Annotated in this window: 18 protein-coding genes and 3 pseudogenes; 9 read left to right on the top strand and 12 right to left on the bottom strand. The window is 72.1% G+C overall.

All coding sequences use genetic code 11. The features are described from left to right. The first annotated feature begins 49 nt into the window (after positions 1-49). Positions 50-436 carry a PPOX class F420-dependent oxidoreductase gene (locus tag ACZ7P3_RS15415; protein ID WP_472081680.1) on the top strand — a complete coding sequence of 129 codons (387 nt, stop codon included), beginning with the start codon at positions 50-52 and terminating at the stop codon, positions 434-436. A gap of 233 nt (positions 437-669) precedes the next feature. Here the strand turns inward: ACZ7P3_RS15415 and ACZ7P3_RS15410 are convergent, their stop codons facing one another. From ACZ7P3_RS15410 to ACZ7P3_RS15385, 6 genes and pseudogenes are all read right to left on the bottom strand, one after another. Continuing rightward, positions 670-3,462 (bottom strand): alpha/beta hydrolase, encoded by a 2,793-nt coding sequence (locus ACZ7P3_RS15410; protein WP_472081678.1) that lies wholly within the window; start codon positions 3,460-3,462, stop codon positions 670-672. Between the two features lie 140 nt (positions 3,463-3,602). Beyond that, positions 3,603-4,502 carry a hypothetical protein gene (locus tag ACZ7P3_RS15405; RefSeq protein WP_472081676.1) on the bottom strand — a complete coding sequence of 300 codons (900 nt, stop codon included), beginning with the start codon at positions 4,500-4,502 and terminating at the stop codon, positions 3,603-3,605. Then, a complete protein-coding gene (locus ACZ7P3_RS15400) occupies positions 4,502-6,010 on the bottom strand; it encodes an AAA family ATPase (RefSeq protein WP_472081674.1) in 1,509 nt (502 codons plus the stop codon). Before ACZ7P3_RS15400 ends, ACZ7P3_RS15405 begins: the two co-directional genes overlap by 1 nt. 36 nt (positions 6,011-6,046) lie before the next feature. Beyond that, a pseudogene (locus tag ACZ7P3_RS15395) lies at positions 6,047-6,307 on the bottom strand (hypothetical protein); the annotation flags it as partial. A 76-nt stretch (positions 6,308-6,383) separates the two neighbouring features. Then, complete coding sequence (locus tag ACZ7P3_RS15390) at positions 6,384-6,800, bottom strand: Zn-ribbon domain-containing OB-fold protein (protein WP_472081672.1); 417 nt, start codon at positions 6,798-6,800, stop codon at positions 6,384-6,386. Positions 6,801-6,980: 180 nt separating this feature from the next. Next, a complete protein-coding gene (locus tag ACZ7P3_RS15385) occupies positions 6,981-7,736 on the bottom strand; it encodes a TetR family transcriptional regulator (RefSeq protein WP_472081671.1) in 756 nt (251 codons plus the stop codon). Positions 7,737-7,921: 185 nt separating this feature from the next. Here ACZ7P3_RS15385 and ACZ7P3_RS15380 point away from each other — a divergent pair, with 185 nt between their 5' ends. The 6 genes from ACZ7P3_RS15380 (at position 7,922) to ACZ7P3_RS15355 (ending at position 14,668) form a co-directional block, all read left to right on the top strand. Continuing rightward, positions 7,922-9,022, top strand: coding sequence for a substrate-binding domain-containing protein (locus ACZ7P3_RS15380; RefSeq protein ID WP_472081669.1), 1,101 nt, complete (start codon positions 7,922-7,924; stop codon positions 9,020-9,022). Between the two features lie 144 nt (positions 9,023-9,166). Continuing rightward, complete coding sequence (locus ACZ7P3_RS15375) at positions 9,167-10,513, top strand: ABC transporter substrate-binding protein (protein WP_472081667.1); 1,347 nt, start codon at positions 9,167-9,169, stop codon at positions 10,511-10,513. Positions 10,514-10,869: 356 nt separating this feature from the next. Continuing rightward, a complete protein-coding gene (locus ACZ7P3_RS15370) occupies positions 10,870-11,691 on the top strand; it encodes a carbohydrate ABC transporter permease (RefSeq protein ID WP_472081987.1) in 822 nt (273 codons plus the stop codon). After that, positions 11,688-12,605 carry a carbohydrate ABC transporter permease gene (locus ACZ7P3_RS15365; RefSeq protein ID WP_472081665.1) on the top strand — a complete coding sequence of 306 codons (918 nt, stop codon included), beginning with the start codon at positions 11,688-11,690 and terminating at the stop codon, positions 12,603-12,605. Before ACZ7P3_RS15370 ends, ACZ7P3_RS15365 begins: the two co-directional genes overlap by 4 nt. Before the next feature lie 77 nt (positions 12,606-12,682). Further along, the gene (locus ACZ7P3_RS15360; RefSeq protein WP_472081985.1) at positions 12,683-13,669 is read left to right on the top strand and encodes a hydroxyacid dehydrogenase; all 987 of its coding nucleotides are present in this window, start codon (positions 12,683-12,685) and stop codon (positions 13,667-13,669) included. A gap of 84 nt (positions 13,670-13,753) precedes the next feature. Further along, positions 13,754-14,668, top strand: a complete 915-nt coding sequence (locus tag ACZ7P3_RS15355; RefSeq protein WP_472081663.1) for an ATP-grasp domain-containing protein — start codon at positions 13,754-13,756, stop codon at positions 14,666-14,668. Here the strand turns inward: ACZ7P3_RS15355 and ACZ7P3_RS15350 are convergent. Then, positions 14,655-14,825 carry a hypothetical protein gene (locus ACZ7P3_RS15350; RefSeq protein ID WP_472082014.1) on the bottom strand — a complete coding sequence of 57 codons (171 nt, stop codon included), beginning with the start codon at positions 14,823-14,825 and terminating at the stop codon, positions 14,655-14,657. The two genes, ACZ7P3_RS15355 and ACZ7P3_RS15350, sit on opposite strands and share 14 nt — an antisense overlap. Continuing rightward, positions 14,785-15,836 (bottom strand): annotated as a pseudogene (locus ACZ7P3_RS15345) (twin-arginine translocation signal domain-containing protein); the annotation flags it as partial. The gene ACZ7P3_RS15350 and the pseudogene ACZ7P3_RS15345, both read right to left, overlap by 41 nt. 170 nt (positions 15,837-16,006) lie before the next feature. Between ACZ7P3_RS15345 and ACZ7P3_RS15340 the strand changes: the two are divergent. After that, positions 16,007-16,762: a peptidoglycan-binding domain-containing protein gene (locus tag ACZ7P3_RS15340; protein WP_472081661.1), complete on the top strand. Its 756-nt coding sequence runs from the start codon at positions 16,007-16,009 to the stop codon at positions 16,760-16,762. Between the two features lie 448 nt (positions 16,763-17,210). Here ACZ7P3_RS15340 and ACZ7P3_RS15335 read toward each other — a convergent pair whose 3' ends face one another. From ACZ7P3_RS15335 to ACZ7P3_RS15320, 4 genes are all read right to left on the bottom strand, one after another. Further along, positions 17,211-19,607: a SpoIIE family protein phosphatase gene (locus tag ACZ7P3_RS15335; RefSeq protein WP_472081983.1), complete on the bottom strand. Its 2,397-nt coding sequence runs from the start codon at positions 19,605-19,607 to the stop codon at positions 17,211-17,213. Between the two features lie 109 nt (positions 19,608-19,716). Then, on the bottom strand, positions 19,717-20,097 hold the full coding sequence (locus ACZ7P3_RS15330; protein WP_472081659.1) for a hypothetical protein: 381 nt from the start codon (positions 20,095-20,097) through the stop codon (positions 19,717-19,719). A 450-nt stretch (positions 20,098-20,547) separates the two neighbouring features. Next, complete coding sequence (locus ACZ7P3_RS15325; RefSeq protein WP_472081981.1) at positions 20,548-21,465, bottom strand: MurR/RpiR family transcriptional regulator; 918 nt, start codon at positions 21,463-21,465, stop codon at positions 20,548-20,550. 83 nt (positions 21,466-21,548) lie between these two features. Beyond that, positions 21,549-23,198, bottom strand: a complete 1,650-nt coding sequence (locus ACZ7P3_RS15320; protein ID WP_472081979.1) for an ArnT family glycosyltransferase — start codon at positions 23,196-23,198, stop codon at positions 21,549-21,551. A 537-nt stretch (positions 23,199-23,735) separates the two neighbouring features. Here ACZ7P3_RS15320 and ACZ7P3_RS15315 point away from each other — a divergent pair. After that, positions 23,736-24,566, top strand: a pseudogene (locus ACZ7P3_RS15315) (hypothetical protein); the annotation flags it as partial. Between the last annotated feature and the right edge of the window lie 29 nt (positions 24,567-24,595).

The following is a 24,595-nucleotide window of genomic DNA, read 5'->3' as shown; positions in this document are numbered from 1 at the left end:
GTATGCCTCCGGCGCCCGCGAACGGGACGCGGCCTCCTAGACTGCCGGAATGGACGACACCCGGCCGGACCGGCTCGGCTCCGGCAAGTACCTGCTGGTCACCAGCTACCGCAAGGACGGCACCCCCGTCGCGACCCCGGTGTGGGTGGTCCGCGACGGGGACGCCCTGGGCGTGTGGACGACCGCCGACAGCTGGAAGGTCAAGCGGATCCGCCGCCGCGCCGACGTCCTCGTCGGGCCCTGCGACCTGCGCGGCCGGCCCACGGGCGGCCAGCTCCCGGCCACCGCCGAGATCGCCGACGCGGCCTCCACCGCCCGCTACCGCACCCTCATCGCCCGCAAGTACGGCATCGCCGGCCGCCTCACCCTGCTCGGCAGCCGGCTGCGACGCGGGCTGGACGGCACGGTCGGGATCCGGGTGACCCTGAATCCCTGATCCGGCCGTCTCCGAGGCGTGGCCCGGTGGTCTGTAAGGCCTTGCTCCGACGGTCCGTGAGCCCGTGGTCCGGTTGCCCCTGAAGCCCTGAAGCCCTGAAGCCCTGAAGCCCTGAAGCCCTGAAGCCCTGAAGCCCTGAAGCCCTGAAGCCCTGAAGCCCCGAAGCCCCGAAGCCCCGAAGCCCTGAAGCCCCGAAGCCCTGAGGAGGACGCCCCCTCAGGGCCTCGGTGCGGCTACGACGCGTCGAGCACCGTGCCGTTCAACACCAGCCCGCCGGGCCGCTGTTCGCCGGTCTGCGGGTCGGTCTGCTGGAACCGCACCGACTCGGCCGGCTCCCGGAGCCGGTCCTTGGCCGTCGGAACGGCGATGTCGATGCTGCTCCTGCCCGCCGGGATGTCCTGCCACAGGTAGAGACCGCCGTCCACCTTGGACAGGGGCCGCTCCGGGTCCGGCGAGGCACCGGCGGTGTCCCGCAGCCAGCGCGCGGACACGTCCTTGGTCGACAGCTCCGGCCCGGTGGGCGGCACCGCGACCAACACCGCGGCCATGTCCACGTCGACGGCCTCGGACAGCGACACCCGCCACTTCAGGGCCTGGCCCTCGCTCACCCGGCCGGCGAGCGGAGTGACGGTCATCGTGGGCGCCGGGTCGTCGTCGTGCACGGTGATCCCGCCCCGGTACGAGCCGACGACCGCACCCCGGACCGCCTTGACGACGATGTCGTACGACACGTCGTTGCCGTACCGTGTGTTGCCCTTCACCTCGATGGGCACGTCGATGCCGTGGCCGCCCGGCTGCACGGTGACCAGCCGGTCCTTGGCCCGGCCGGTGGCCGGATCGAGGACGTACACCCGGACCTGCCCGCTGCCCCGCCCCGACACCTGCACCGGTACCCGGTAGGTGCGCGTACCGGAGTCGCCCTCGTCCACGGTCGCCCGGCCGACGTCAACCCGCGGCAGGGCGGCCGCCCGCACCGCCGGCAGACCGGGGCGCCAGCCCCACGCGTCCATCAGCCAGGCCCGTCCGGATCCGGAACGCGGGGTCAGCTCCAGGGACTTGACCTTGCGCAGATCGAGCCGGGCGCGGGTGGCCGCCGTCAGCGGCACCCGGATCTCGCGCGCCCAGTAGGAGGCGGTGCGCTCGCTGCCGGGCAGCCCGTCCACCTGGACCGTGCCGAGGGCCGCCCGGCGGCCGGAGGCGTCGGTGACCGAGACGTCCAGGCGCGTGCCACGGGAGTTCGGCGGCACGAACAGCCGCAGCGCCAGCGCCTTGTCACCGGCGAGCGGGACGGTGCCCTTGGCGCTCACTCGGACCGGGGTGCCGGCGTGGGTCCAGCGCAGGGCGACGGCCTGTCGGCCGGCCTCCCGGTCCGTCTGCCACAGCGCGAAGTGCGGCGAGCTGCCCTTGGCGTCGTGGCCCAGGCAGGCCTTGGCGGGGGAGGGGTCCACCGCCGCGCACAGCTTGGCGCCGCTCACGGACACCCCGCCGTCCGGCAGGAACCCGGCGTCGCGGCGCGCGCCCACCGCATGGGTGAGGACCCGCGCCGGGTCCGCCGAAGGCGCCCGCCTGCCGGAACCGTCCAGCAGCGGCCGTACCTTGTCGTCGCCGGCGAGGAACAGCCGCGCGGCGGCCGCGATGTAGGTCGAACCGGCGCGGTGCTGCTGGTCGGCCGTCAGCCGGGTGGCGGCGTGCTTGGCGCACACCGTGTCTGGGTGGTCCGGGTCGTCCCCGAAGTCGTCCTCGGCGGGCGCGGCGGCCTGTCCGGGTGTCCACTCGGAGTTGAAGAAGTTGTGGTTGGCGCCGATGACGTAGACCGCGCTGTGCAGGGCGGTGCCGCGGCTGACGGCGCGGGTGCCGTCGACGTAGACCTCGCCCTGGAGGTCGGAGACGTCACCGTCGCAGCCCGGCAGGACGGTCGCCGACGGGACGTCGGGCACCGGGTTCTGGCCGAAGACGGTGGGGCCGATGAGGACCAGTCCGCGGATGGTCCAGCGCACCGGTCCGTGGTAGCCGTCCTGGCCGGCGGGCGGCGGGTAGAGGCTGTCCAGCGCGGCCCGGCTGACGCCCTCGCCGCCGCGCGAGTGCCCGATCAGCAGCACGCGGGACAGATCGGCGCGGGGCGCATCGCGTACGACGGCCGGTGCCGTCCCGGGGTGCGCGGCCCACTCGGCCCACTGGGCCAGATGCAGCCGCACCAGTGACGAACGCGCCTGCGCACCGCCGTCCTCGACGTCCCCGTCCTGGCCGTTGATGCCGTTCGCGGAGATCGAGACGGTCATATAGCCCTGTGAGGCCAGCAGCTTCTGGTCGCGCAGATAACCGCGGTGGCTCGGCACCGGCCTGGTCCCGGCCCGGCAGGGCCAGTCACCGCTGATGTCGTGCCCCTTGTAGCACGTGTAGTGCCGGCCGTGCAGGAACAGCGCGAGCGGGCGCGGGCCACGCGTGCCGGTGGGAGCGACGACCACCGCGCGCATCTCCACCGGGGCCGCGAAGCCCGGCAGCCGGACCGACTTGAGGCTGTACTCACCGGTCCGCGTACGGTACGAACCCGGCTTGCCCGGGTCCACGCCATTGGCCGGGAGGGGTGCCGGCGGCCTGATCGCCGGGGTGGCCGGAGCGACCGGGGTGGCCGGAGTGCCCGGGGCGGCCTGGGGGCGGTCCAACCGTCGTCCCCCGGACCAGACTTCCAGCCCCCGCAGCTCGTCGGACCGCTGCCCGTCGAGTCGCAGCCGGAACGTGCGGCCGTCGCTACCGGGCTGCGGAACTCCCAGGAGCCGCCCGCCCGAACGGAATTCGACGCGCGCGTCCCCCATGGGCACCGGCCGCTGCGACCGCCACACCAGCTGTGGCGCCGACGACCCTCCGGCCAGCCCCCACCCCGGCGGCAACGTTCCCTCACTACTGTCGGCCGTCAACGCCCGTATGTGTGAAGGCGGTTGGCTCTGCGCGACTGCCGCCCCTGGGGACGCTCCCGCCACCGCGAGCAGCGCGGCAGCGGCGACCCATGTGCGCCGGGCACGGACCACGGTTCCTCCTTGAACCCCGAGCTCGGGTGCCACGGCCGTCCCGGGCACCCCTCGCCCCCGGAGGACGGTGAGGAAACTCTGTGGGTTGCCTGTGAAAGACAGGTGTTCGATCACATCGCGGAGCCGCCGGCCCGGAACCTCTAGCCGGCCGCTACCTGGCGAAAGCCCCCGCTGCAGAACCAGTCGTGGGCAGCGAGCGCTTCATACAGGGCCACCATCCAGGAATTCCTGTGCCGGCGCGCACGTGAGCGTGCGAGTCCCTCCAGGTGAGCACGGACGTCTGGTGCTCCGCCGGCCTGGAAGGCCTCCTCGATCGACAGCTCGATGCCCGGCAGATCGTCGGCGGCCTGGTCCTCGTACAACGGGCCAAGCTGGAAGGTATCGAAGTGGTGTCTGACGCGCTCCGCGAGCTTCGCATTCCATGACGGGGGCGGATCCACGTAGAACTCGATCACCCAACTCGCCGGGCTGTCCAGGGACTTTGCCTGATAGGCCTGGCCATCGGCCGAGCGGGTCATGAGCCGTGCCCGCAGCCATCGATCGTCGTCGACGTCATCGAAATAGGGGTGGAGCGTCTGTTCCTCGTAGCAGGTCGGTGCACGGTCCTTCTTCGCGAAGTTGCAGTCCGAGCAGATGGGCAGCAGGTTGATCGGTACGGCGGCAAGGTAGGGGTAGACCGACTTGGGCATGTGGTGATCGACCTGGCGCACTGCACCGACACCGCACATGGGGCACTTGGTCTTGCGGTTCCGGGCCTCTTCGTACACGGGACGGCCAGGATGATGCGGCCCCATCCGCCGTTCGTACATGGCGATCAGGGCATCCTTGTCCTGCTTCTTGAACGGACAGGGAGCGAACGCGGCAGGATGCATGTGGTGAAGTGTGGAAGTGCGGCACGCCTGCTCATACATATCGGCGGCGATCACCACTCGTCCCTCATAACGGCTGAGCAGAGTCCGCATCGGCGGGCTGATCTTCGCGCTGATGCACATGCGGAACGCTTCCCGCGTTCCGATCCGGGGAGGGTCGAGCCGGCGCATCAGCGGCCGCCTTCGCGACGGCGGGTCGCGGAGCGGGCCAGCGCTCGCCCTTCGGCACCCAGTTGGTCGTCGAATTCGTCGAGAATGCCCTCGAACGACATGCCGTCATCGGCGAGCGACTGGATCAGCCGGTTGAACCCGGTGCGGCGCACCTCCAGTCCGAAGATCTCCCGGGTGATCACTCCGACGTTCTCGCCGAACGTCTCGACCTCGGGGTGATCGACGCGCAGATCATCGCCGGCCCTGCGCAGGGCCCAGACCGCCTCACGGGGCGTCTCCTGGAGCACCACGGGCGAGTGCGTGGCGATGACCGCGATGCCGTTGCGGTCCCTCAGCAGCTCGGACAGGGTTCGCACGAACGTCGACAGCAACGGGGGGTGGAGATGGGCCTCCGGTTCGTCGATCAGGACGAGGGTGCGTTCGGTGGTGTGCTGCACCAGCCGGGCCAGCGTCAGCAGGACAATCTTGTGTCCCGAGCTGAGTCCGTCGAAGACCTGCTCGGGGTCCGGCCGGTCCTGGGCGTGCGCGAGCCGCGTGATCTCCAGGTCATGGAAGAGGGGATCCGTCTCTTCGAGCTTGGCCAGGACGTCGCTCCAGCGGCGAGCCTTCGCGGGGTGATCCTCCACGCACCGCTGTACGCACTCGGCGAACTCGGAGCCCAGAGCCACGTAGCTCTTCACTCCCGCACCGTCGGCCGTTTTCAGGCCGACGTACTGGTAGTCGACGCGGTCACCGACCCGGTTGGCAGCTCTGCCGACCTGGTGCGGGCCCTGCGAGTCGAAGGCACTGAACGATACGTACACGACGTTGGTGAAGGGATGCCGGCGGTGGTCGAGCCTGTCGTCCAGCGAGCCACGGCGCCACCTGCCGCGTGAGGCGAGCGTGGTCTGGGCGATGTTGTGCAGCAGGCGGGTCTTGCCTACGCCATTGCTTCCGATGACCGCATGGATGTTGCTGGGAGGGTTCTTGCCGGGGTCCACCGTCAGTTCGATGGTGAGTGCCGGGGCGCTCTCGGACAGCGCCTCCTGCCGGTAGCGGACCTGGAAGCGGGAGAGGGTGGGCCCGCCGTGGGCGATCCTGCGGTACTGCGCACAGACCGTATCGGCATCGGTGCCGCGCAGCAGCGATTCCCGCATGACGGGTTCATTGCGTGCTTGTTCGAAGAGCTCGGCGTCGTAGGCGGCATCGCGCAGACCGGAGAAGATGGCCAGGCGCGTTTCGTCATCGAACTCGTCACGGAGCGTGGCGTAGTAGTTCTCATCGATCCCCAGGGAGAAAAACCCCGGCTCAAGGGCTTCGAAGCGCTTGGGCAGGGACGTCCGGCCGGCCTCCATGCCGAAGGAACCGATCTTCACTGCACCGACGTTGACATCGCGGCTGCCGTTGTAGCAGCGCACATGGAAGACCGTCTTGAACCCGTAGTCGTCCCAGTTGTCGCTTCCGAGCCACGCTATGCCCGGACGAGTACGCGCTGATTCCCGCGCGTTGGGCGCCGTAGTGAAGTACACCGCGGCACATTACCGAACACACTCCTGCCGTAGGGGCGACTGCCTCCGACCGGACAGCGGCGCCACCTGACGCAACGCCACATTCGTGCGCCCCTGCATCGTCCCCGGCAACACCAGGTCCGCCGGCGGCAGCCGCCACGGCCGGCCGCGCTGGACGTCACCCCCACGGCGCCGCACCACAGCCACCAGCCTGGCGAACTGCACCTCGGTCAACCCGGAGAACGGCTGGATCCACTTCGGATCATCCGCGGAAATCACCCCACCCGTGCCCGGCCGGGGCCGCGGAAGCCTTGTGATCCGGGAGGGCTCGCAGCGGATGCCGTCCGGCGTGGAGGCACCATCGCGCGCCGTGCGGCCGACGGCCGGGCGCCCCTCAGGTCCAGGCTCGGTACGGCTCGTCCACCAGCTGGAAGACCGGCTCGCCGCGTACCGGGTCCTGCGCCGTGGACAGCCGGACCCGGTCGCCGCTGTGGATGCCGACGGGCGGCCCCATGACCCGGCCCCGGACGACGAACCCCTCGGACATCTCGATCAGCGACACATTGCGCGCCGCGGGCGTGTTGCGGTGCACCACGGTGGAGTGGCGGACCGTTCCGGTGCCCTCGCTGCGCTCCGTGCGCAGCTCGCTGCCCTGGCACACCGGACAGAGCAGCCGGTGGTACGTCGCGGTGCCGCACCAGGTGCAGCGCTGGAAGAGGATGGCGTCCCTGGAGTCCGCGGGGGCGGGGTCGAGAACACCCGCCGCGGAGCCGCCCGCCGGATGCGAGGTGCCTGCTGAGTGGTGGTACACGCTGTCAACTCCCTGCGCTCGGCCGCAATCCCGCGTGCCCGGCGCACCGCGCACACGAGTGCGCGGTGGCCGTGCCACCGTGCACGCCGACAGGCTATGGCACTGAGTGTCACTCGTAAAGGCACTCCGTACCCCGAATCTGCGGAGGTCCGGTGAGGAAACGGCGGTGCGGCCGCACGGTCAGGCGCGGCCGAGCGCGGACTCGAACTCCTGCACCACCCGCCACAGCGGGGCGTCCCGACGGGTGACGAGGACGACCACGTCGTCCGGATGCCCGGCCGGCTCGCCGCCGGACGCGGCGAAGGCGGGTCCGGGCAGGGGGGCAGGAGCGCGGGGGTGCGCCGACCGCCCGAACGCGGTCTGCACATGTCCCAGGGCGTGGTCCACCGCCACGCCGGCATCGCCCTCGCCGTCCGAGCGCAGCCAGGAGCGCAGGGCGTTGTTGTGCGCGGCGACGACCGCGGCCGCGATCACGTCGGCCCGCAGCGTCCCGTCGGGCTGCCCGGCGAACCGCCCGCGCAGATACGCGGCGAGCCCCCGCTCGTAGCGCCACACCACCGACAGTTCGTAGGCGCGCAGTCCCGGTACCTTCTTGGTGAGGCGGTAGCGCTGAACGGAGAAGGCCGGGTTCTCCGCGTACATCCGCAGCACCAGCCGGGCCGCGTCGCACACCCGCCGCACCGGTTCGTCCTCCTCGCCGCTCTCGCCGAGGAAGGCGCTCATGTCCGCGAGGCAGCGCTCGTGGTCGGGAAAGACCACGTCCTCCTTGGAGGGGAAGTAGCGGAAGAAGGAGCGCCGGCCGACCCCGGCCAGTGCCACGATGTCGTCCACGGTGGTCTGTTCGTACCCGCGTTCCAGGAAGAGCTGGAAGGCCGCGGCGACCAGGGCGTCCCGCATCGGCGGCTTCGCGGCCGGCGCCGCGCTGCTGGAGCTCATGAACGGGAACGTAGCACCCGGTCCACACTCCTGGCACTCAGTGCAGCAAGGGAGGGTCAATGAGGGGACTGAGTGCACTGAGGTCTCTGTTCCGAACATCGGAGCGATCGAATTGATTGGAAACGATCGATACGATTGTGGGCGTAGAGTAAGCGACTCGGGATCACTGTTCCAGGGGGAACCCCATGCGACTGCACGTCGACCAGCGCCATGAGCGGGTGCTCGAACTCGTCCGGGAGCGGGGCAGCCTCCGTGTTTCCGAACTGGCGGCCGAACTCGGCGTCTCCGCAGTCACATTGAGGCGGGACGTGGAGACCCTGGCGGCCCAGGGCCGGGTGCAGCGGCTGCACGGTGCGGTGGTCTGGCCGGGTGAGACCGCCGACGCCCCCGAGCGGCGGCGGAACTCCGCCGACGGCGCGGTGATCGGAATGATCGTGCCGACCACGAACTACATCTTCGCCGACATCGTGCGCGGCGCCCGCGAGGCCGTCGGCGCCCAGGGCGGACGGCTCGTCCTCGGCGTGTCCGGATATGTCGACACCGAGGACCCGGTGCAGGCCGAGCACCTGGTCGCGGGCGGTGCGCAGGGTCTGCTGGTGGCGCCGAGCTGGTTCGGCGGCGTCCCCGAGGACGGGCAGGAGAAGTGGCTCATGGAGTGCGAGGTGCCCACCGTCCTCGTCGAGCGCTCCGCCCTGCCCGGCAACCCCGCCGCCGACCTCGACCGGGTCCGCACCGACCGCGCCCACGGCGCCGCCCTCGCCGTCGGTCACTTCGCCGCACTCGGCCACCGCAGGATCACCGCCGTCCTCCAGGAGGGGCCGCACGCCGTCCAGATCGGCTCCGGCTTCCAGGCCGCCGTGCGCTCCCGCGGCATCGAGGTCGACGCGGGCGCCCCCGGTGTGCGCGAACACGGCGACTACGACTCCTCGGTGGACTACCTCGTCCAGGCGGTACGGGAACGCGGTGTCACCGCCGCCCTCGTGCACAGCGACGAGGACGCCATCGTGCTCGTACCCCGGCTCCAGGCGCGCGGGGTGCGCGTGCCGGACGACCTCGCGCTGATCGCCTACGACGACGAGGTCGCCGGCCTCGCCGACGTGCCCCTCACCGCCGTCGCCCCGCCCAAGCACGCGGTGGGCGAACTCGCCGCCGGACTGCTGCTGCGCAGGCTCGCCGAGCGGACCCGGGGGCAACGGCCCGGCCCCCGGCAACACCTCGACCTGCTCCCCGAGTTGCACATCCGCTCGTCCTGCGGCGGCCGGCCGCCTGCCGGCGACGGCTCCTGACGCTCCCGGGAGATTACCCGAGCGAAGTGATCGCATTGCGATCGTTTTGATTATCTCGCTCGAACGCTCTTGACGTTGATCGTGCGTGCACAAAAGATGTCCTGCGACCGCCTCTCCCGTACGAGGTCTCGTAGGAGCCGCGCCATGACGCGTACGTCGCGCTCGTTCCGCACCGCAGCAACCGCCGCCGTCGCCGCCCTGGGCCTGCTCGCCACCGCCTGCGGCGGCAGCGGGGGTTCGGACGGCACCGCGTCCGCCGGCAAGCCGGTGACCATCGACTACTGGACCTGGACCCTCGGTGCCAAGTCGACCGTCGACGCCTTCAATCAGACGCACCGGAACATCAAGGTCAGATTCACCGAGATCCCCAGCGGCACCGAGGGCTACAGCAAACTCGCCAACGCCGTGAAGGCGGGCAACGCCCCCGACGTCGCCACGATCGAGTACCAGATGGTCCCCGAGTTCGCCAGCCAGGGCAATCTGATCGATCTGACCAAGTACGCCGGCGAAACGGTCAAGTCGAAGTTCCCGAAGCCCGTCCAGTCCCTGGTGACCTTCGGCGGCCGCACCTGGACCGTTCCCTACGACGTGGCACCGCAGCTCCTCTACTACCGCACCGACCTGTTCCAGAAGTACGGCATCGACGTCCCCAAGACCTGGGACCAGTTCAGGTCCGCCGCCGAGAAGGTCGGCAAGCAGGACAAGAACGTCCGACTGGCCTCCTTCCCCAAGAACGACCCCGCTCTGCTGGCCGCCCTCGCCTGGCAGGCCGGCGGCACCTGGTTCGGCACCCGGGGCGATGCCTGGACGACCGGCGTGAACGACGCCGCCACCAAGAAGGTCGCCGCCTACTGGGACGGCCTGGTCAAGGACGGCCTCGTGCAGACCTTCACCGGCTACAGCCCCGAGGAGACCCAGGCCCGCGCCCAGGGCAGGACCCTCGCCTTCCTCGGCGCCTCCTGGTCGGCCGGCGGCATGAGGACGGCCCTGCCCGACCTCAAGGGCAGGTGGGCCGCAGCCCCCGTGCCCACCTGGGGCACCCCGGCCTCCGGCAACTACGGCGGCACCTCCTACGGCGTCCTCAAGGGCAGCGAGCACACAGCGGCCGCAGCAGAGTTCATCACCTGGCTCACCACGGACAAGGCCGGCGTCGAGGCCCGCCTCGCCGACCTGGCATCGCCCAGCAGTGCCCTGCCCGCCGACGCGGACATGCGCAAGGTCGCCGCCGCCAGGTTCGACACCTCCTACTTCAACGGCCAGAACCTGTACGCCCTCGCCTCCCGGCAGGCCGGCACCATCGTCCCCGGCTGGACCTGGGGACCCGACCAGATGGACGTCTACCAGGCCATCCAGGACACCACCGCCAAGTCCGGCTTCACCGCAGGCATCGAGGCGGGTGAGCACAGGCCGAGTCCGGCATCAAGGACCGCGGCCTCAAGCTCGCCGAGTGATCCCCGGGAGGAGTGCCCCCTGGGGGGAGCGACTCCCTGAAGGAGTGCCCCCCGAGGCAGTGCCTCCGGGGGGGAGCGCCCCCTATGAGAGGGGATTGGGGTGCGGCACGCCCGGTGCACCACACCACACCACACCACACCCAATCCGTGCCCGCACCGACCCCGTGCCCGCACCGACCCCGCGCCTCAGCGGCGCCGCTCTCTCCCCCTGCCCCCGCCCCGCCACCCCACGACCGTGAAGGAGCCGCCGTGGCAGTGCCCCTGACCCGGCCCGCCGGTCCGCCGGCCGCCCGCCGGGCACCGGCCGCACCCACCGGAGCCGGACGGCTCAGACGCAGTCAGCGCCGGACCGCCGCCCTGCTCATCACCCCGTTCTTCGTCCTGTTCGCCGCCGTCATGGTCGCGCCCATCGGCTACGCCCTGTGGATGAGCCTGTTCCGGGAACGTTCCTCCGGGCTCGGCTTCGGCGGCACCCGGCGGGTCTTCGCCGGAGCGGCCAACTACACCGCCGCCCTCTCCGACGCCGGATTCCGCGCCTCCTTCGCCCACATCGCCCTCTACTGCGCCCTGTACATCCCGGTGATGATCGGCGGTTCCCTCGCCCTCGCGCTGCTCATGGACTCCGCCCTCGCCCGCGCGAAGCGTTTCTTCCAGCTCGCCCTCTTCCTGCCCCACGCGATCCCCGGACTGATCGCCTCGATCATCTGGATCTACCTCTACACCCCCGGCCTGAGCCCCGTGCTCGACTGGATCGGTGCGGCCGGCGGCAGCTGGGACTTCTACGCGAACGATCACGTCCTGCTCTCCATGGTCAACCTGTCCGCCTGGCAGTGGACCGGCTACAACATGGTCATCTTCTACGCCGCCCTGCAGGCCGTACCGCGCGAAGTGATCGAAGCGGCCGTAGTGGACGGGGCCGGCGGACTGCGCACCGCCCTGCGGATCAAGATCCCGATGATCGCCTCCGCGATCGTCATGACGGTCCTGTTCACCTGTGTCGGAGCCATCCAGATCTTCACCGAACCCAAGCTGCTCAACCAGCGCGGAGCGCCCTCGATCGACACCGAGTGGTCGCCGGCCCTGTACATCTGGAAGGCGGGCTTCGTGCAGCACGACTACGGCCTGGCCGCGGCCGCCTCCCTGATGCTCGCCGCGCTCGGCGTCGTCCTCTCCTTCATCGTCACCCGGCTCGCACACCGCTGGAAGGCCGCGGCATGACCACCCTCACCCGTCCCGCCCCCGCGCAGTCGTCCACGGACACCCGCACGCAGGCACCCGCCCGCCGCCGCACCCCCGCGAACGTCCTGCTCTCCCGCGGCATCGTCAACGGCCTGCTGGTCCTCGCCGCCTGCTACACCCTGATGCCCGTCAGCTGGCTGCTCATCGCCGCCACCAAGAACCACCGCGATCTCTTCGCCACCTCCGGCTTCAGCCCCGGCAGCTTCGGCCTCCTCACCAACCTGCGGCACGTGTTCACCGTCGACGACGGCATCTACCTGCGCTGGTTCGGCAACAGCATCCTGTACTCCGTCGTCGGCTCCGCCGCCTCCACCCTCATCTGCGTGGCCACCGGATACGCCTTCGACAAGTACGACTTCAAGGGCAAGGAGAAGCTGTTCGCGCTGGTCCTCGGCGGCGTCCTGGTCCCCGGCACCGTCATCCAGCTGCCCATGTACCTGCTCGCCACCAAGGCCGGCCTCGTCAACACCTACGGGGCGCTGCTGCTGCCCGCCCTGGTCAACCCCTTCGGCGTCTACCTCGCCCGCGTCTTCTCCGAGGCCTATGTCCCCGACGAGGTCCTGGAGGCCGCCCGCGTCGACGGCGCCGGCGAGCTGGGCACCTTCGCCCGTATCGCGCTGCCCATGCTCGCGCCCGGATTCATGACGATCTTCCTGTTCTCCTTCACGGCCTCCTGGAACAACTTCTTCGGGCCGCTCGTCATGCTCAACGACGACCACCTCTACCCGGTCAACCTGGGCCTGTTCATGTGGAACAGCGTCACCCAGCAGCAGCCCGAGTACTACTCACTGGTGATCACCGGCTCCCTCGTCGCCGTACTCCCGCTGGTCGCCGCCTTCGTCTGCCTGCAGCGCTTCTGGCGCTCCGGTCTGACCGCCGGTGCGGTGAAGTGACGGTGACCGTGCCCCAGACCGCGCTCCGCGCCCACCCCCACCCCCACCCCCACCCCCGCCCGCGTACCGTCCTCGCCATGGGCACCGACATCCACCGTTCCCTGCTCGCCGACGGCATCCTCGACGGGCTCCACGCGGTCGCCCGCGTCGACACGACCACGACGATCACGACGATCACCGGCGCAAACCCCGCCGACGCCCTCCGGCTCGCCCACGCCGAGGTGCTCTTCACCCACTGGGGCGCACCCCCGCTCACCGAGGACGCCCTGGCCCGCATGCCCCGGCTGCGGGCCGTCGTCCACGCGGCGGGCTCCGTCAAGCACCACGTCACCGACGCCGTCTGGAAACGCGGCATCACCGTCTCCTCCGCGGCCGCGGCCAACGCCCTGCCGGTCGCCGAATTCACCCTCGCCGCGATCCTCTTCGCCAACAAGCGCGTCCTGGACACCGCCCGTGCCTACACCCGCACACGCCGCCGGCCCGACCTGCTGCCGTACTTCAGCGGCCACGGCAACTACCACCGCACCGTCGGTGTCGTCGGCGCCTCCCGCGTCGGCCGCCGCCTGATCGACCTGCTCCGCCCGCTCGATCTGCACGTCCTGCTGCACGACCCGTACGTCGACCCCGCCGAGGCCCGCGCCCTCGGCACCGAACCGGCCGGCCTGGACGAACTCGCGGCACACAGCCACGTCGTCACCATCCACGCACCCCAACTCCCCGAGACGCACCATATGTTCGACGCCCGGCGCCTCGCCCTCATGCCGGACGGAGCGACCCTCGTCAACACCGCCCGGGGCTCCCTGGTCGACACCGCCGCGCTCACCGGCCACCTGCTCACCGGCCGCCTCAACGCCGTCCTCGACGTCACCGAACCCGACGTACCCCCCGCCGACTCCCCCCTCTACCGCCTGCCGAACGTGCTGCTCACGCCCCACATCGCCGGCTCCCTCGGCAACGAGCTGGGCCGTATGACCGACTGGGCCGTCCAGGAGGTCGCCCGCTACGCCCGCGGAGCGCCCTTCGCCCATGGCGTCGGCCCCGAGGAACTGACCCGCTCGGCGTGAGGCACCCGGACGACGGGGCCGGGGACGGAACCGGCCACCCCTCGGCGTAACCTTTCTGCACCCCTGCTGCCCGAGGAGCCCCGCATGTCCGCCGCCCGCCCCCGCGTCCTCTACGTCACCGACCTGGCGTACCCGGCCCGCGGGCGCCGCTACGGCGACGAGGACGTCTTCCTGACCTCCAGGCTGCGGGAGCACTTCGACCTCGCCCTGTGCCATCCGCTGGACGCGGCCGCGCTGATGGACGCCTACGACGCGGTCGTCGTCCGCAACAGCGGGCCCGTCCTCGGCTACCAGAGGGAGTACGACGCCTTCCGCACCCGGGCGCTCGCAGGCGGGACCCCGGTGTACAACCCGCTCAGCGGCAAGGCGGACATGGCGGGCAAGCAGTACCTGCTCGATCTGAGCGAGGCCGGCTTCCCGGTCATCCCCACCGTCGACCGCGCCGAGGACCTGCACCGGCTGCCCGTGGCCGAACGCTACGTGGTCAAGCCCAAGCTCGGCGCGGACTCCCTCGGCCTGCGGATCCTCCCCGCCGGCCGGCTCGGCGAGCTCGCCGGCATCGCCGACGCGAGCGTCCTCGTCCAGCCGTGCGTCGACTTCGTCCACGAGGTGTCCTTCTACTTCGTGGACGACGACTTCCAGTACGCCCTGTGCGCCCCCGATCCCGGGCGGCGCTGGGAGCTTCAGCCCTACTCGGCCACCGCCGCCGACCTGGAGTTCGCCCGCCGCTTCGTCGACTGGAACGGCCTCGGCCACGGCATCCAGCGGGTCGACGCCTGCCGCGTCCGCGACGGCGGGCTGCTCCTGGTCGAGCTGGAGGACCTCAACCCCTACCTGTCCCTGGACGCCCTCCCCGAGGAGGACCGGGACGCCTTCGTCACCGCGCTGACGGCCTCCCTGAGCCGGTTCGTCCACGAGGCCCGGCAGACACGGGAAGCACAAGCAGCACAGGGAGCTCTGGGTGCCCAGGGAGGGCAGGAGACGCTCATCCCAGCCTGACGGTGATTTGCTGTGTCGCGCCCGCCGTCGAGGTCAGATCCCCGAAGGACAGCGTCAGCGCGGACCCGGTCACCGACGAGACGACCGTGGCCGGGGCGGCCGTCACCGCCGTGACCGGCCGCCGCCACATCAGGGTCAGGCCGGTGCGCATCCGCATCGGATGGGTCCGACGCCGCGAGCCCCCGGCTCACGGCCCGGCCCGACACCCCGTCCATCACCAGGCCGTTGTAGAGGAACGGCGCCCACGCGTGCTCCACCGCGTCGAACACGATCTGCCGGTTCGCGTCCGTCACCACTCAGCTGGAACCGGCCAGCAGCGCGAAGAGCAGACCGAGTCCGCCGAGCATCACCGAGCCGTACGAACCCGTGCAGGGCACGGTGGTGTGCTGCACGAACGACCCGTCCGCGTACAGGCCGTCGCCCGAGGTGACATACGGGAGGACGGGGGAGAGGGCGTCCCTGGCCAGCGCGACCTTCGTCGCGCTCGCGCCCACCACGCCGCGCAGCGCCAGCACCCGGCACAGGTCGACCCGGTTCGCCCCGGTACTCGTCCCGCTGTAGCTCCCCACCGCCGAGTCCGGCACGAAGTGGTCCACCGCGGCCAGGTGGTTCGCCAGCTGCTCCGTCGGCAGGGCGTCGTACATCAGCACACAGACGTCGAGCAGCGCCTGCGGGGCGCCGATCTGCCAGCTGTACCAGTTGCCGTAGGCGGCCTGGTCCGCGTTGTAGACGTCGTCGTGCAGATGGCCGAGGCCGGTGACGATCGCGTCCCGCAGCCCGGCGTCGCCGGTCAGACCCGTCCCCGGCTGGCAGTACGCCTGCGCGAGCGTGCTCAGGCGGGTGAAGCTGGTGTTCATGTTGCCCGAGCAGCCGTACGACTCCTGGTCGGTGTCCGGGTCCGGGTCGGCATAGACCAGGTCGGGCCAGAGCGAGCCGGCGGCCGGGGCGATGGCGGAGAGCAGCCGGGCCGCCGTCGCGCCCAGGTCGGCGAGCCGGGACGTGAAGGGTTCGGCGGTGGGGGCCCCTCGCCGAGGATCAGGGTGCGCCACTTCGCTCGCAGCGTCGCGAACTCGTCCGACGCCGCGAACGCCCGGGTACCGAGCCCCAGGGCGACAGCGGTGCCTGCGGAAGCGGTCAGGAAACCACGACGTGACCAAGGAGTCGTCATGACGGCGGTTTCTAGCACGCGGTCGCTCAAACGCTCAATGATTATTGCCAAGTTGAACGTTTCGAGCGTTTGGTGGGCTGCGACATGAGGCTGAACGGCTCCGGCGTGAGCGCCGTATCTCAGCACGGGGACCGCGCACTCCCGTACCCACGGGACGGAAGGAGGACAGGGTGCCGACACCGCCCGATCCTGAAGAGCCCCGCTCCGGACCGGTCCTCGAACCCGTCCGGGTCCTGCGTCTGCGCCGCTTCGACGCCCTCGCGGAGCTGATGCGGGAGATGCACCCGGACCCGCAGGAGTACGAGTCCTCAGCCCCGGCCCCTCCGCCGGCTTCCCCGCCGGACGCCACCACGGCACGGGCACCCGGCGCAGCAGAGGACGAGACCCAGGAACTGCCGCCCTTCGCGGCCACCCCGCACCCCGCCGGCCGGCCCGCCCCGGATGCCCTCGGCTCAGGTCCCGGGCTGCGCCGGGCCGCCGTCGCCGTCGCCGTCGGCGCGGCCGCACTCGTCGGCTTCGGCTGCGCGCTCCTGCTCCCCGCCCGCCCGGAGGCCCGTGCGAGCGCACAGCCCTCCCACCCCGCCGCCACGGCACCGCACACCGCCGCGCCCGCCGTCCCCACAGCCTCCGCCACCCCGCCCGCGGCCACCCCGCCCGCGGCCACCCGCTCCGTCGACCCCGACGGCGCCGGCACCCTCCGCCAGGGCGACACCGGTCCCGAGGTCGTCGACCTGCAGCAGCGTCTGCTGCGCGTTCCCGACGTCTACCGCGACGGCTCCGCCGACGGCACCTACGACGCGGTCCTCACCGCGGCCGTGGCCCGCTTCCAGCTCTGGTACGGCATCAGCGGCGACGAGACCGGCGTCTACGGCAACGACACCCGCCGCGCGCTGGAGTCCCGGACCGGTCCCGCCGACGGCGGCTGATCAGCCGGGGTCGAACGCCGGGCAATGCCTCGGAAAAACCCCAGGAGCGACCGGCTGCCGGGACCCACCATGGGCAGTCACCCCGCGGTCCGCCGCCGGGCGCACCATGCACCACGACCGAAGGCCACGCCGATGACCGGCTCCCGCATCCCGGGTCTGATCGTGCCCGCCGTCTTCCTGCTGGCGCTGGCCGCCGGCCTCTGCTGGTACTGGCGGCACCGCGACGACGACCGATGACGGCCGGCCCGCCCGGCTCCGATCCGGGGCCGCCCGACCCGCGCCGACCGGATGCCCCCTGGACCCGCCCGACCGGCATGCACCGGCTCCGTCCCGGGCTCGCCCGACCCGTACCGGCCGGGCCGGCGACCCACACCGACCGGACGCCTCCCGGGCCGCCCGGGTGGCCGGCGCGGGCGGGTGAGGCTGAGGTCCGGCTGCCGAGGTCCGGCTACCGGTCCGGCTGCTCCTCCTCGGGCGGCATCTGGACGTCCAGGACGCACACGTCGTCCCGCCGCTCGTCCGCCAGCATCACGGCGAGCAGCGGCTCCAGGGAACCGCCTGCGCCGGGGCCGCCCGCGCGGACCGCGTCGGCCAGGCGGTCGAAGCCGGTGTCGATGCCCTCGCCGGGACGCTCCACCAGACCGTCGGTGTACAGCAGCAACCGGTCACCGGGTTCCAGACGGAGCTCGGCCGACTCGAACACCGGGTTCGCGCTCGCACCGAGCAACATGCCGTTGGGGCGGTCGAGGTAGCGCACCGTGCCGCCGCGCACGAGCAGCGGCGGCGGGTGGCCGGCCTGGGCCCACTCGAGGACATGGGTTGCGGGGTCGTAGCGGCTGATGACCATGGTGGCCGTGTTCTGGCCGTCCCGGGAGTGCAGCAGCAGCCGGTTCAGCCGTGCGAGGGCTCCGGTCAGCGAGGAGCCCGTACTGACCATGCCCTTGGCGGTGAACCGGAGCTGGGCCATCGTGGCCACCGCGCCGATGCCGTGGCCCGCCACGTCGCCGACCACGAACAGCGCCTCGTCGTCGGGCAGTTCGATGGCGCTGAACCAGTCGCCGCCGACATGGATGCCCGACTGGGCGGGCAGATAGGCGACCTCGACGCGCAGCCCGGCCAGCCGGACCGGCTTGCTGGGCAGCGGCAGCAGCGCGTGCTGCAGCCGGGCGGCCAGGGCACGCTCCGCCTGCAGGATCCCGCGTTGCAGCAGCATCGCGCGCTCGCTCTCCACCAGAGCGAGTTCGGCGCTGCGCTGCGCCGTGAGGTCCTGTACAAAACCGTGCACCTCGACAGGGGTGCCGTCCGGTTCCGACACGGCCTCCGCGACGATCCTGAGGTGCCGCAGGCCCTCGGGCGTCTCGACGCGGAACGGGACGTCGAACGGCCGGGCGTGCCCGACGAGTCCGGCGATCGAGTGGGCCAGGACGTCCGCGTCCTCGGCCAGTGCCAGCTCGGGCAGCCGCTCCAGAGGGGCCGGTCCGTGCGCGGGGTCCTGGCCGAGGATGGTGTAGGCCTGGGCGGACCAGACGGTCTCCTGGGTGACCAGGTTCCAGTGGGCCCAGCCGAGGTTCCCGAGCCGCTGGACGTCGGCCAGCCGCTGCTCCTGGCGGTGTCCCGGGTCGTGCCGCAGCCAGGTCACCAGCAGTCCGTCCCCCAGGGGCGCCGCCCGTACCGAGTAGGTCGCGGTCACGGGCACCCCGTCGGCGACGTCCTGGTAGACGAACGGCTCGCTCTCGAACGCCTCCCCGCTGATCAGCGCATCCAGGTAGCCGTGCCACAGCGGCTCGCCCGCGACGGCCGGATAGCTCTCCAGGATGTGCGTGCCCACCATGTCCCGTCCGGTCCGCCCGAACACGTCGACCGCGCCCGGCGTTGCGGCGTCGATGCGGTAGTCCGCCACCTCGCCGGAGGCGGCACGCAGCGGGGCCAGCAGGATCGCCGCTCCCGGCAGGGCGTCGAGCACGCTCTGCACCGTCGGGGCGATGCCGTCCTCGGGGTGCTCCGGCGGGGTGTCGAAGGCGCGCAGCCGGCCCGCGCACAACCGGGCCACGGCGCACAGCAGTTCCCGCTCGCGCGGCGCGAACGCTCCGTCCCGGCGGCGCAGCACGCCGAGGGCGAAGCCGGCGCCGTCCCCTCCGGACACGGGCAGCCAGGCCCGCGACAGCCACCGCTCGGGCGGGTCCCCGATCAGCAGATGGCGCTGCCGGTCGGCGGCGGGGTCCTCCAGCCACAGCGGCCCGCCCCCGCACAGGGCGTCGAAGGGGGTGACCCCCCGCAGGGGCGGCACCTGATGCCACTGCGCGGCCAGCGTACGGTCGACCCCGGCGTGCCCGGCCAGTTCCAGCCCGCCCTCGGGCAGCCGCTCGTACAGCAGCACGGCGTCCGCGTCCACCTCGGGCGTCAGGTGCTCCAGCAGGCGTCCGGCCAGATCCTGCGGCGAATCGACCCGGACCAGGTCCCGGCCGACGCGGCCCAGCACGTCGGCGAGGTCGTCGGTGCCGACGGGCACCGGCTCCCAGGCGACGGCGGCCGACGGATGCCGCGAGGCACCGGCTCCTGCCGCCCCGGTGTCCTGCTGCGGCGGTACGACGGGGGCGCCCAGGGTGAGCCAGCACTCCTCCAGGAGCGTGCGGTTGCCGGCTCCCGCACGCTGCAGCAGGGCGTCGTGGGCGGCGTCGGGGGAGCAGCCGTCCGTCGCCATCAGCACACCCTTGGCGCGCTCCAGCACGGCGGAGATCGCGGCCGCGTCCCGCAGCCGTTCCAGCTCGGCGCGCTGCCGGGCCACGACCTTGGCCAGCGCCGCCGCATCGGCGCCGGTGCCGGAGTCCGCAGGACGCGCGGGCATGCTCGTCACGCGACGAGCATGACACACCCCGCACCGCTCGATCACTCGTCTGCCACGTCCGCCTTGACGCCGGGCAGCCGTGGGCATGGCGGCCGGGCGGGCGGCTCGGTCAGCGGCCGCCGCCGCGCCCGGCCAGGGCGTCGCTGACCGCGCGGACGCTGCGCGCGATGTGCTGAAGCTGCAGGAGCTCGGCCGCGTACAGCTTGATCGTGTGCTCGATGACCGACTCGGGCAGGCCGAGGACGGGCAGCTCGGCCCGGGCGGTCTGCAGCGCCGTCCGCGCCACCCGTATCTCCTGCTGGACCTGGATCTGCGCGTGCCGGGCGAGCAGCACGGGGTGCCGGATCAGCGCCGGGTAGCTGGCGTAGCGCGCCGGGATCAGATCGCGCAGCCATTTGGCGGCCGAGCGTTCCCAGTCGTAGCTGCCCGGCGTCTTGACCTGACAGGGCCAGTCGGGGCTGATGCGCGTGGTGGTCAGGGGCATGATCATCGCTTCCGGTGTGCGGCGTCGTGAGGGTGGTCCGACGATGGGGCGGCCCCGGTCTAGGGGATGACCGGGGCCGCCACGGGCGCATCGCGGAGGCGGTGCGCCACCGAACACCCCGCCGGGCGCCGAAGCGGGTAGGAGACGGCGGCTGGGGGTGTCCGTGCGGGGACCCCGGGCGTCGGGGGCCGGCGCGGCGGGCGGGCTTGCGTGCGCATGGCGGTCCGTCGGCTTTCTCGGGGCGGTGTGCGGGTGGTGAACCCGCGGGTGCGGAACGTGCCCGGAGTGGGCCCGGTGCGATCCGTGAGCAGTATTTATATATGCCTTCCGCTTTGCAAGACGTATGAAAACATTCATGCGCGAAATGCACTGAATGATCCCCTGCTGGCGAATGATCCCCGTGCCGGGGGCACCTGACGGGAAGAACTGCGGGGACGGTCCGCCCCCGCGAAAGGATCAGTCCCGGAGGAAGAACTGGTGCTGGTCGGCCACCTGCTCGTACTTCTCCAGGCGAGCCTGGGTGCGCTCCGCGTCGGCGTCGGTCATGGCCTGCAGCAGCGCAGCGGCCAGCACCCCCGGCGCAGCGTAGGAGTCGAAGACCAGCCGGGAGCCGGTGCCGGTGGCGAAGGTGACGTCGGCCTCGTCGGCCAGCGGGCCGAGCGCCAGATCGGTGATCAGCGCGACCTTCAGGCCCGCGCCGCGCGCCACCCTCAGCGCGGTGAGCGTCTCCTGCGCGTGCCGGGGCATGGCGAACGCCAGCACCCAGGTGCCGCCGGCCTCGCGCGACTGCAGCAGCGCGTCATAGGCCACGCTGCCGCCCCGGGTCACCAGCCGTACGTCGGGATGGATGCGGCGGGCGGCATAGCCGAAGTACTCGGCCAGCGACACCGAGATGCGCAGACCCAGCACGGTCAGCGGGGTGGAGCCGGACAGCGCGCGACCGGTGCGGATCACCCGATCGGGGTCGGCGAAGTCACGGCGCAGGTTCTCCAGGTTCTGGATCTCGGCGTCGACGGCCGCCTGCAGTTCGTTGGCCCGGTTCTCCTCGCCGGGACCGCCGGCCAGCGTGCGCAGCGCGATCGACTGGAGCTTCTCCCGCAGCGCCGGGTAGCCGCTGAAGCCGACCGCGGCGGCGAAGCGGGTGACGGAGGGCTGGCTGACCCCGACACGGTCCGCCAGCTCGGTGATGGACAGGAACGCCGCCTCGGTGATGTGCTCGATCAGGTACTGGGCGACCCGCCGCTGTCCCGGGGACAGTCGGGGCCCGTCGAAGAGTTCCCTGAGCTGGGAGGTCGGTGCCGCCTCGGCCTCCGGCACGGTTTTGCCCGAAGTGATCGCTGATGCCTGGGCGCGTGCCTGCTGCGGCGAGGGCACCGGGCCGCCTCCTTTGTCTCCCACGACCACTCAACATAGCTCACCGACCGTGGTGACCAGCGGCTGTGACGGGCTGACAGCCGTCACCGCCGGTACAGAGTGATCGAATGGCCCACTTGATCGATCGGACGGCTGGATTCGATCAATTCGGCCAGTGCGCCGCGGGCCTTGGCGACCGCGGAGTCCGAGACGACCAGCAGCCCGTGCACCCGGTCCGGCGCCGCCCTGCGCGGATCGGACGCACGGATGCCGTAGTACGACGGCACACCACTGCCCTTGTAGACCAGCCACACCCGCTCGCCCGGATACCGCTGCCGCAGGCGGTCGGCGAGCCGGCCCAGGTCCTGGCCCCAGTCCACGTTGGAGTCGTGCAGCAGCCGATGGGTGTGCGCCGTTCCGCCGAACGCCTCGTTGGAGTACGGCAGGTAGTACGGGAACGTCCGCAGCGAGCTCACCGCCACCCCCAGCACCAGCAGCCCCGTCAGCAACCCCGCCCACCGCCACCGCAGCGCCGGCACACCGGCTCCCGCCACCGCGAGGAACATCGGCACGAACAGCGCGTACCGCGTCCCGAAGTCCCGTGAACCCGTCATCGCCGCCGCCAGCAGCACCACGGGCGGCAGCAGCAGATACGGCGCCGCGGGCCGCAGCCGACGTACCGCCACCGCCGCGACGGAACCGGCCGCGCCCAGCCCGAGCAGCCCGAGCGGGGTCTTCACCAGCAGTGCGGCCGGCAGGTAGTACCAGAGCGAGCCCGTGTACACATGCCCGAACAGGTAGCCCTGCCAGGGGTAGTCCTCCAGCCCGAACTGCACCCGCATCCCGGCCCGGTACGCGCGCGGCAGCGGCAGCAGGTCCGTCAGGCGCGCGCGCAGCCCGTGCACGGCCGGCACCGGCTCGGCGGGGTCGAACCGCAGCCGCGGGTCGACCCCCAGATACGCGGCCCAGACGACGGCGAGGGCCACCAGTGCCACCGCCGCCGCTCCCGCGAGCCCCAGGAGCACCGTGCGCCGGCGGTCGGCACCCCGCAGGGCGCCCCGAACCGACACGACCGCGAGGGCCATCACCACGGGGACCGCGGGCAGCGCGCTCATCTTGGTCGCCACGGCCGCCCCGAGCGCCGCACCGGCCGGCGGCACGTAGCGCAGCGGCCGCTGCCGGGCCCGCCACACCAGCCAGGCGGACGTCAGCACGAACCCGGCCGCCGGCACGTCCAGCGTGGCCAGCGAACCGTGCGCGATCACGTCCGGGGAGAAGGCGTACAGGGCGAGCGCCACCAGCCCGCCCGCCGTGCCCGCCACCTCGCGCGCGAACGCGAACACGACCAGTCCGAACAGCAGGGTCAGCACGATCACCGGCAGTCTCGCCCACAGCATCAGCCGCCAGGGGTCGTTGCCCGACTCGTACAGCAGATGCCGGCCCACCTCGCCCTGGGTGCCGGTGTACGACGGGTCGTAGTGCGGGCCGGCCACCGCCACACCGGCGGCGATGAGCAGCTTGCCGAGCGGAGGGTGCTCCGGGTTGTAGCGCAGCCGGTGTTCGTGCAGGTAGTCGGTGGCCGTCGCCACGTACACGGGCTCGTCGATGGTGGGCGTCTGCTGGACGGCCGTGGTGACCATCGCCCCGGCCATCTGGGCCAGCAGCACGGCCACCAGCAGCGGCACCAGCCACCGCCGGCGACGGCGCAGCTCCGCATGCACCCGTGCGAGCGCCGCACCGCGAGCGGGCCGCACAGGGCCGCTGCCGGGGCTCGCAGGCGCCGGACCGGCGCTCTCGGGCGCCAAGCCGGAGCCCTCGGGAGCCGGACCGGGGCTCTCGGGCGCCAAGCCGGAGCCCTCGGGAACCGGACCGGGGCTCTCGGGCGCCAGGCTCGCCCCGGCCACGAGGTCCGTCCGGTCCACGAGGTCCGTCCGGTCCACGAGGTCCGTCCGGTCCACGTGGTCTGTGCGGTCCATGCGGTCCGTCCGGCCCATGCGGTCTGTCCGGTCCACGTGGTCCGTCCCCTCTGCCTGGCGCTGCACGAGTCGTACCGGCAGACTCTCTGCCGCGCAGACGGGTACGGCCCGCGGCCCGTCCGGGTTCACCTCGACACGGTCGAACCGCTTGGGGGTGGCCGGGAAGGGGAACAGGGACCGGACCGGCGGGTCCACCCACGGCGCGTTGTCCGCCCCGCCGCCACTCGCCCTCCTCCCGACCCTCATCTGCTTCCCCATCCACCGCAAGAGGCCGGTGGAAGGTCCGGCGACCACCGGAACGAGGGCTGATCCCCCGTGCATCTGCCCCACCAGCGCCGCCCGCTGCACGACCTGCCGGACACCGCGCAGGCCTACGACGCCGTCCTCGCCGACGTCGCCGAACAGGCCCTGGCCCGCCTGGCGCCCGACGGCTGCCTGGAACACCCCGGCGCCCTGCACGACATCGGCGACACCTCCCTCGGCATCACCTCCCTGCTCGCCCTCGCCCGGCAGCGCGGCAAGGACCCGCGCCTGCCCCGTGCCGTGCGCCGCAGCCTCGCCTTTCACCTGCGCGAACGCGTCCACACCGAGGACAACCCCGGCTACCCGAACCTCCGCATCGCCAACTCGGTCCTGCCGTAAGCCCGTTACACGACGGCGGCGGGTGCGCACCCCATCGGTGACTGGCCGAGCACGGTGTGGGCGCTGCTGCAGGCGGTCAACGTCCTCGACGCGGCCGACCGCCTCCTGGACGACGGCCGGCGCACCGCGCTCACGGAGGTGGCGCACGGCTACTGGCGCCGGCTGACCGAGGCGACGTTCTTCAACCCGCAGGAGGCGGGCAACCAGGCCATCGGCTGTGTGGTCGGCGGTCTGATGCTGGCCCGTCATCTCCCCGGCGGACGAGGGGAGGCGCTCCGTTCCCACGCGCTCGCCCTGTACACCGAGGAGATCCGCGCCCACCGGGTCCGCGACCGGGGAGCCCTGCTGCCGCCCGAGCACGGCGGGGCCTACGACAACAACTACGGCCCGATCTCCCTGTCCTTCCTCGCCCGGGCCCACCGGGTCAGCGGCGAGGAAATGTTGGCGGAGGACGGCGACACGCTCGCCCGCTACCTCGACGCCCGCCTGACCGGCGGCGGCTTCGGTTCACCGCCGTGCTCGGCGATCCGGCG

Source organism: Streptomyces sp. NPDC107581, assembly GCF_055657175.1.
The sequence above is the reverse complement of the archived record's forward strand: the minus strand, read 5'-3'. Positions and strand labels throughout refer to the sequence as shown.

Excerpts from the sequence above, each read along its gene's own strand:
- ACZ7P3_RS15385 (WP_472081671.1), bottom strand. The coding sequence starts at position 7,736 with ATGAGCTCCAGCAGCGCGGCGCCGGCCGCGAAGCCGCCGATGCGGGAC.
- ACZ7P3_RS15355 (WP_472081663.1), top strand. The coding sequence starts at position 13,754 with ATGTCCGCCGCCCGCCCCCGCGTCCTCTACGTCACCGACCTGGCGTAC.
- ACZ7P3_RS15350 (WP_472082014.1), bottom strand. The coding sequence starts at position 14,825 with ATGCGGATGCGCACCGGCCTGACCCTGATGTGGCGGCGGCCGGTCACG.
- ACZ7P3_RS15415 (WP_472081680.1), top strand. The coding sequence starts at position 50 with ATGGACGACACCCGGCCGGACCGGCTCGGCTCCGGCAAGTACCTGCTG.
- ACZ7P3_RS15335 (WP_472081983.1), bottom strand. The coding sequence starts at position 19,607 with ATGCCCGCGCGTCCTGCGGACTCCGGCACCGGCGCCGATGCGGCGGCG.
- ACZ7P3_RS15360 (WP_472081985.1), top strand. The coding sequence starts at position 12,683 with ATGGGCACCGACATCCACCGTTCCCTGCTCGCCGACGGCATCCTCGAC.
- ACZ7P3_RS15375 (WP_472081667.1), top strand. The coding sequence starts at position 9,167 with ATGACGCGTACGTCGCGCTCGTTCCGCACCGCAGCAACCGCCGCCGTC.
- ACZ7P3_RS15380 (WP_472081669.1), top strand. The coding sequence starts at position 7,922 with ATGCGACTGCACGTCGACCAGCGCCATGAGCGGGTGCTCGAACTCGTC.
- ACZ7P3_RS15370 (WP_472081987.1), top strand. The coding sequence starts at position 10,870 with ATGGTCGCGCCCATCGGCTACGCCCTGTGGATGAGCCTGTTCCGGGAA.
- ACZ7P3_RS15365 (WP_472081665.1), top strand. The coding sequence starts at position 11,688 with ATGACCACCCTCACCCGTCCCGCCCCCGCGCAGTCGTCCACGGACACC.
- ACZ7P3_RS15405 (WP_472081676.1), bottom strand. The coding sequence starts at position 4,502 with ATGCGCCGGCTCGACCCTCCCCGGATCGGAACGCGGGAAGCGTTCCGC.
- ACZ7P3_RS15330 (WP_472081659.1), bottom strand. The coding sequence starts at position 20,097 with ATGATCATGCCCCTGACCACCACGCGCATCAGCCCCGACTGGCCCTGT.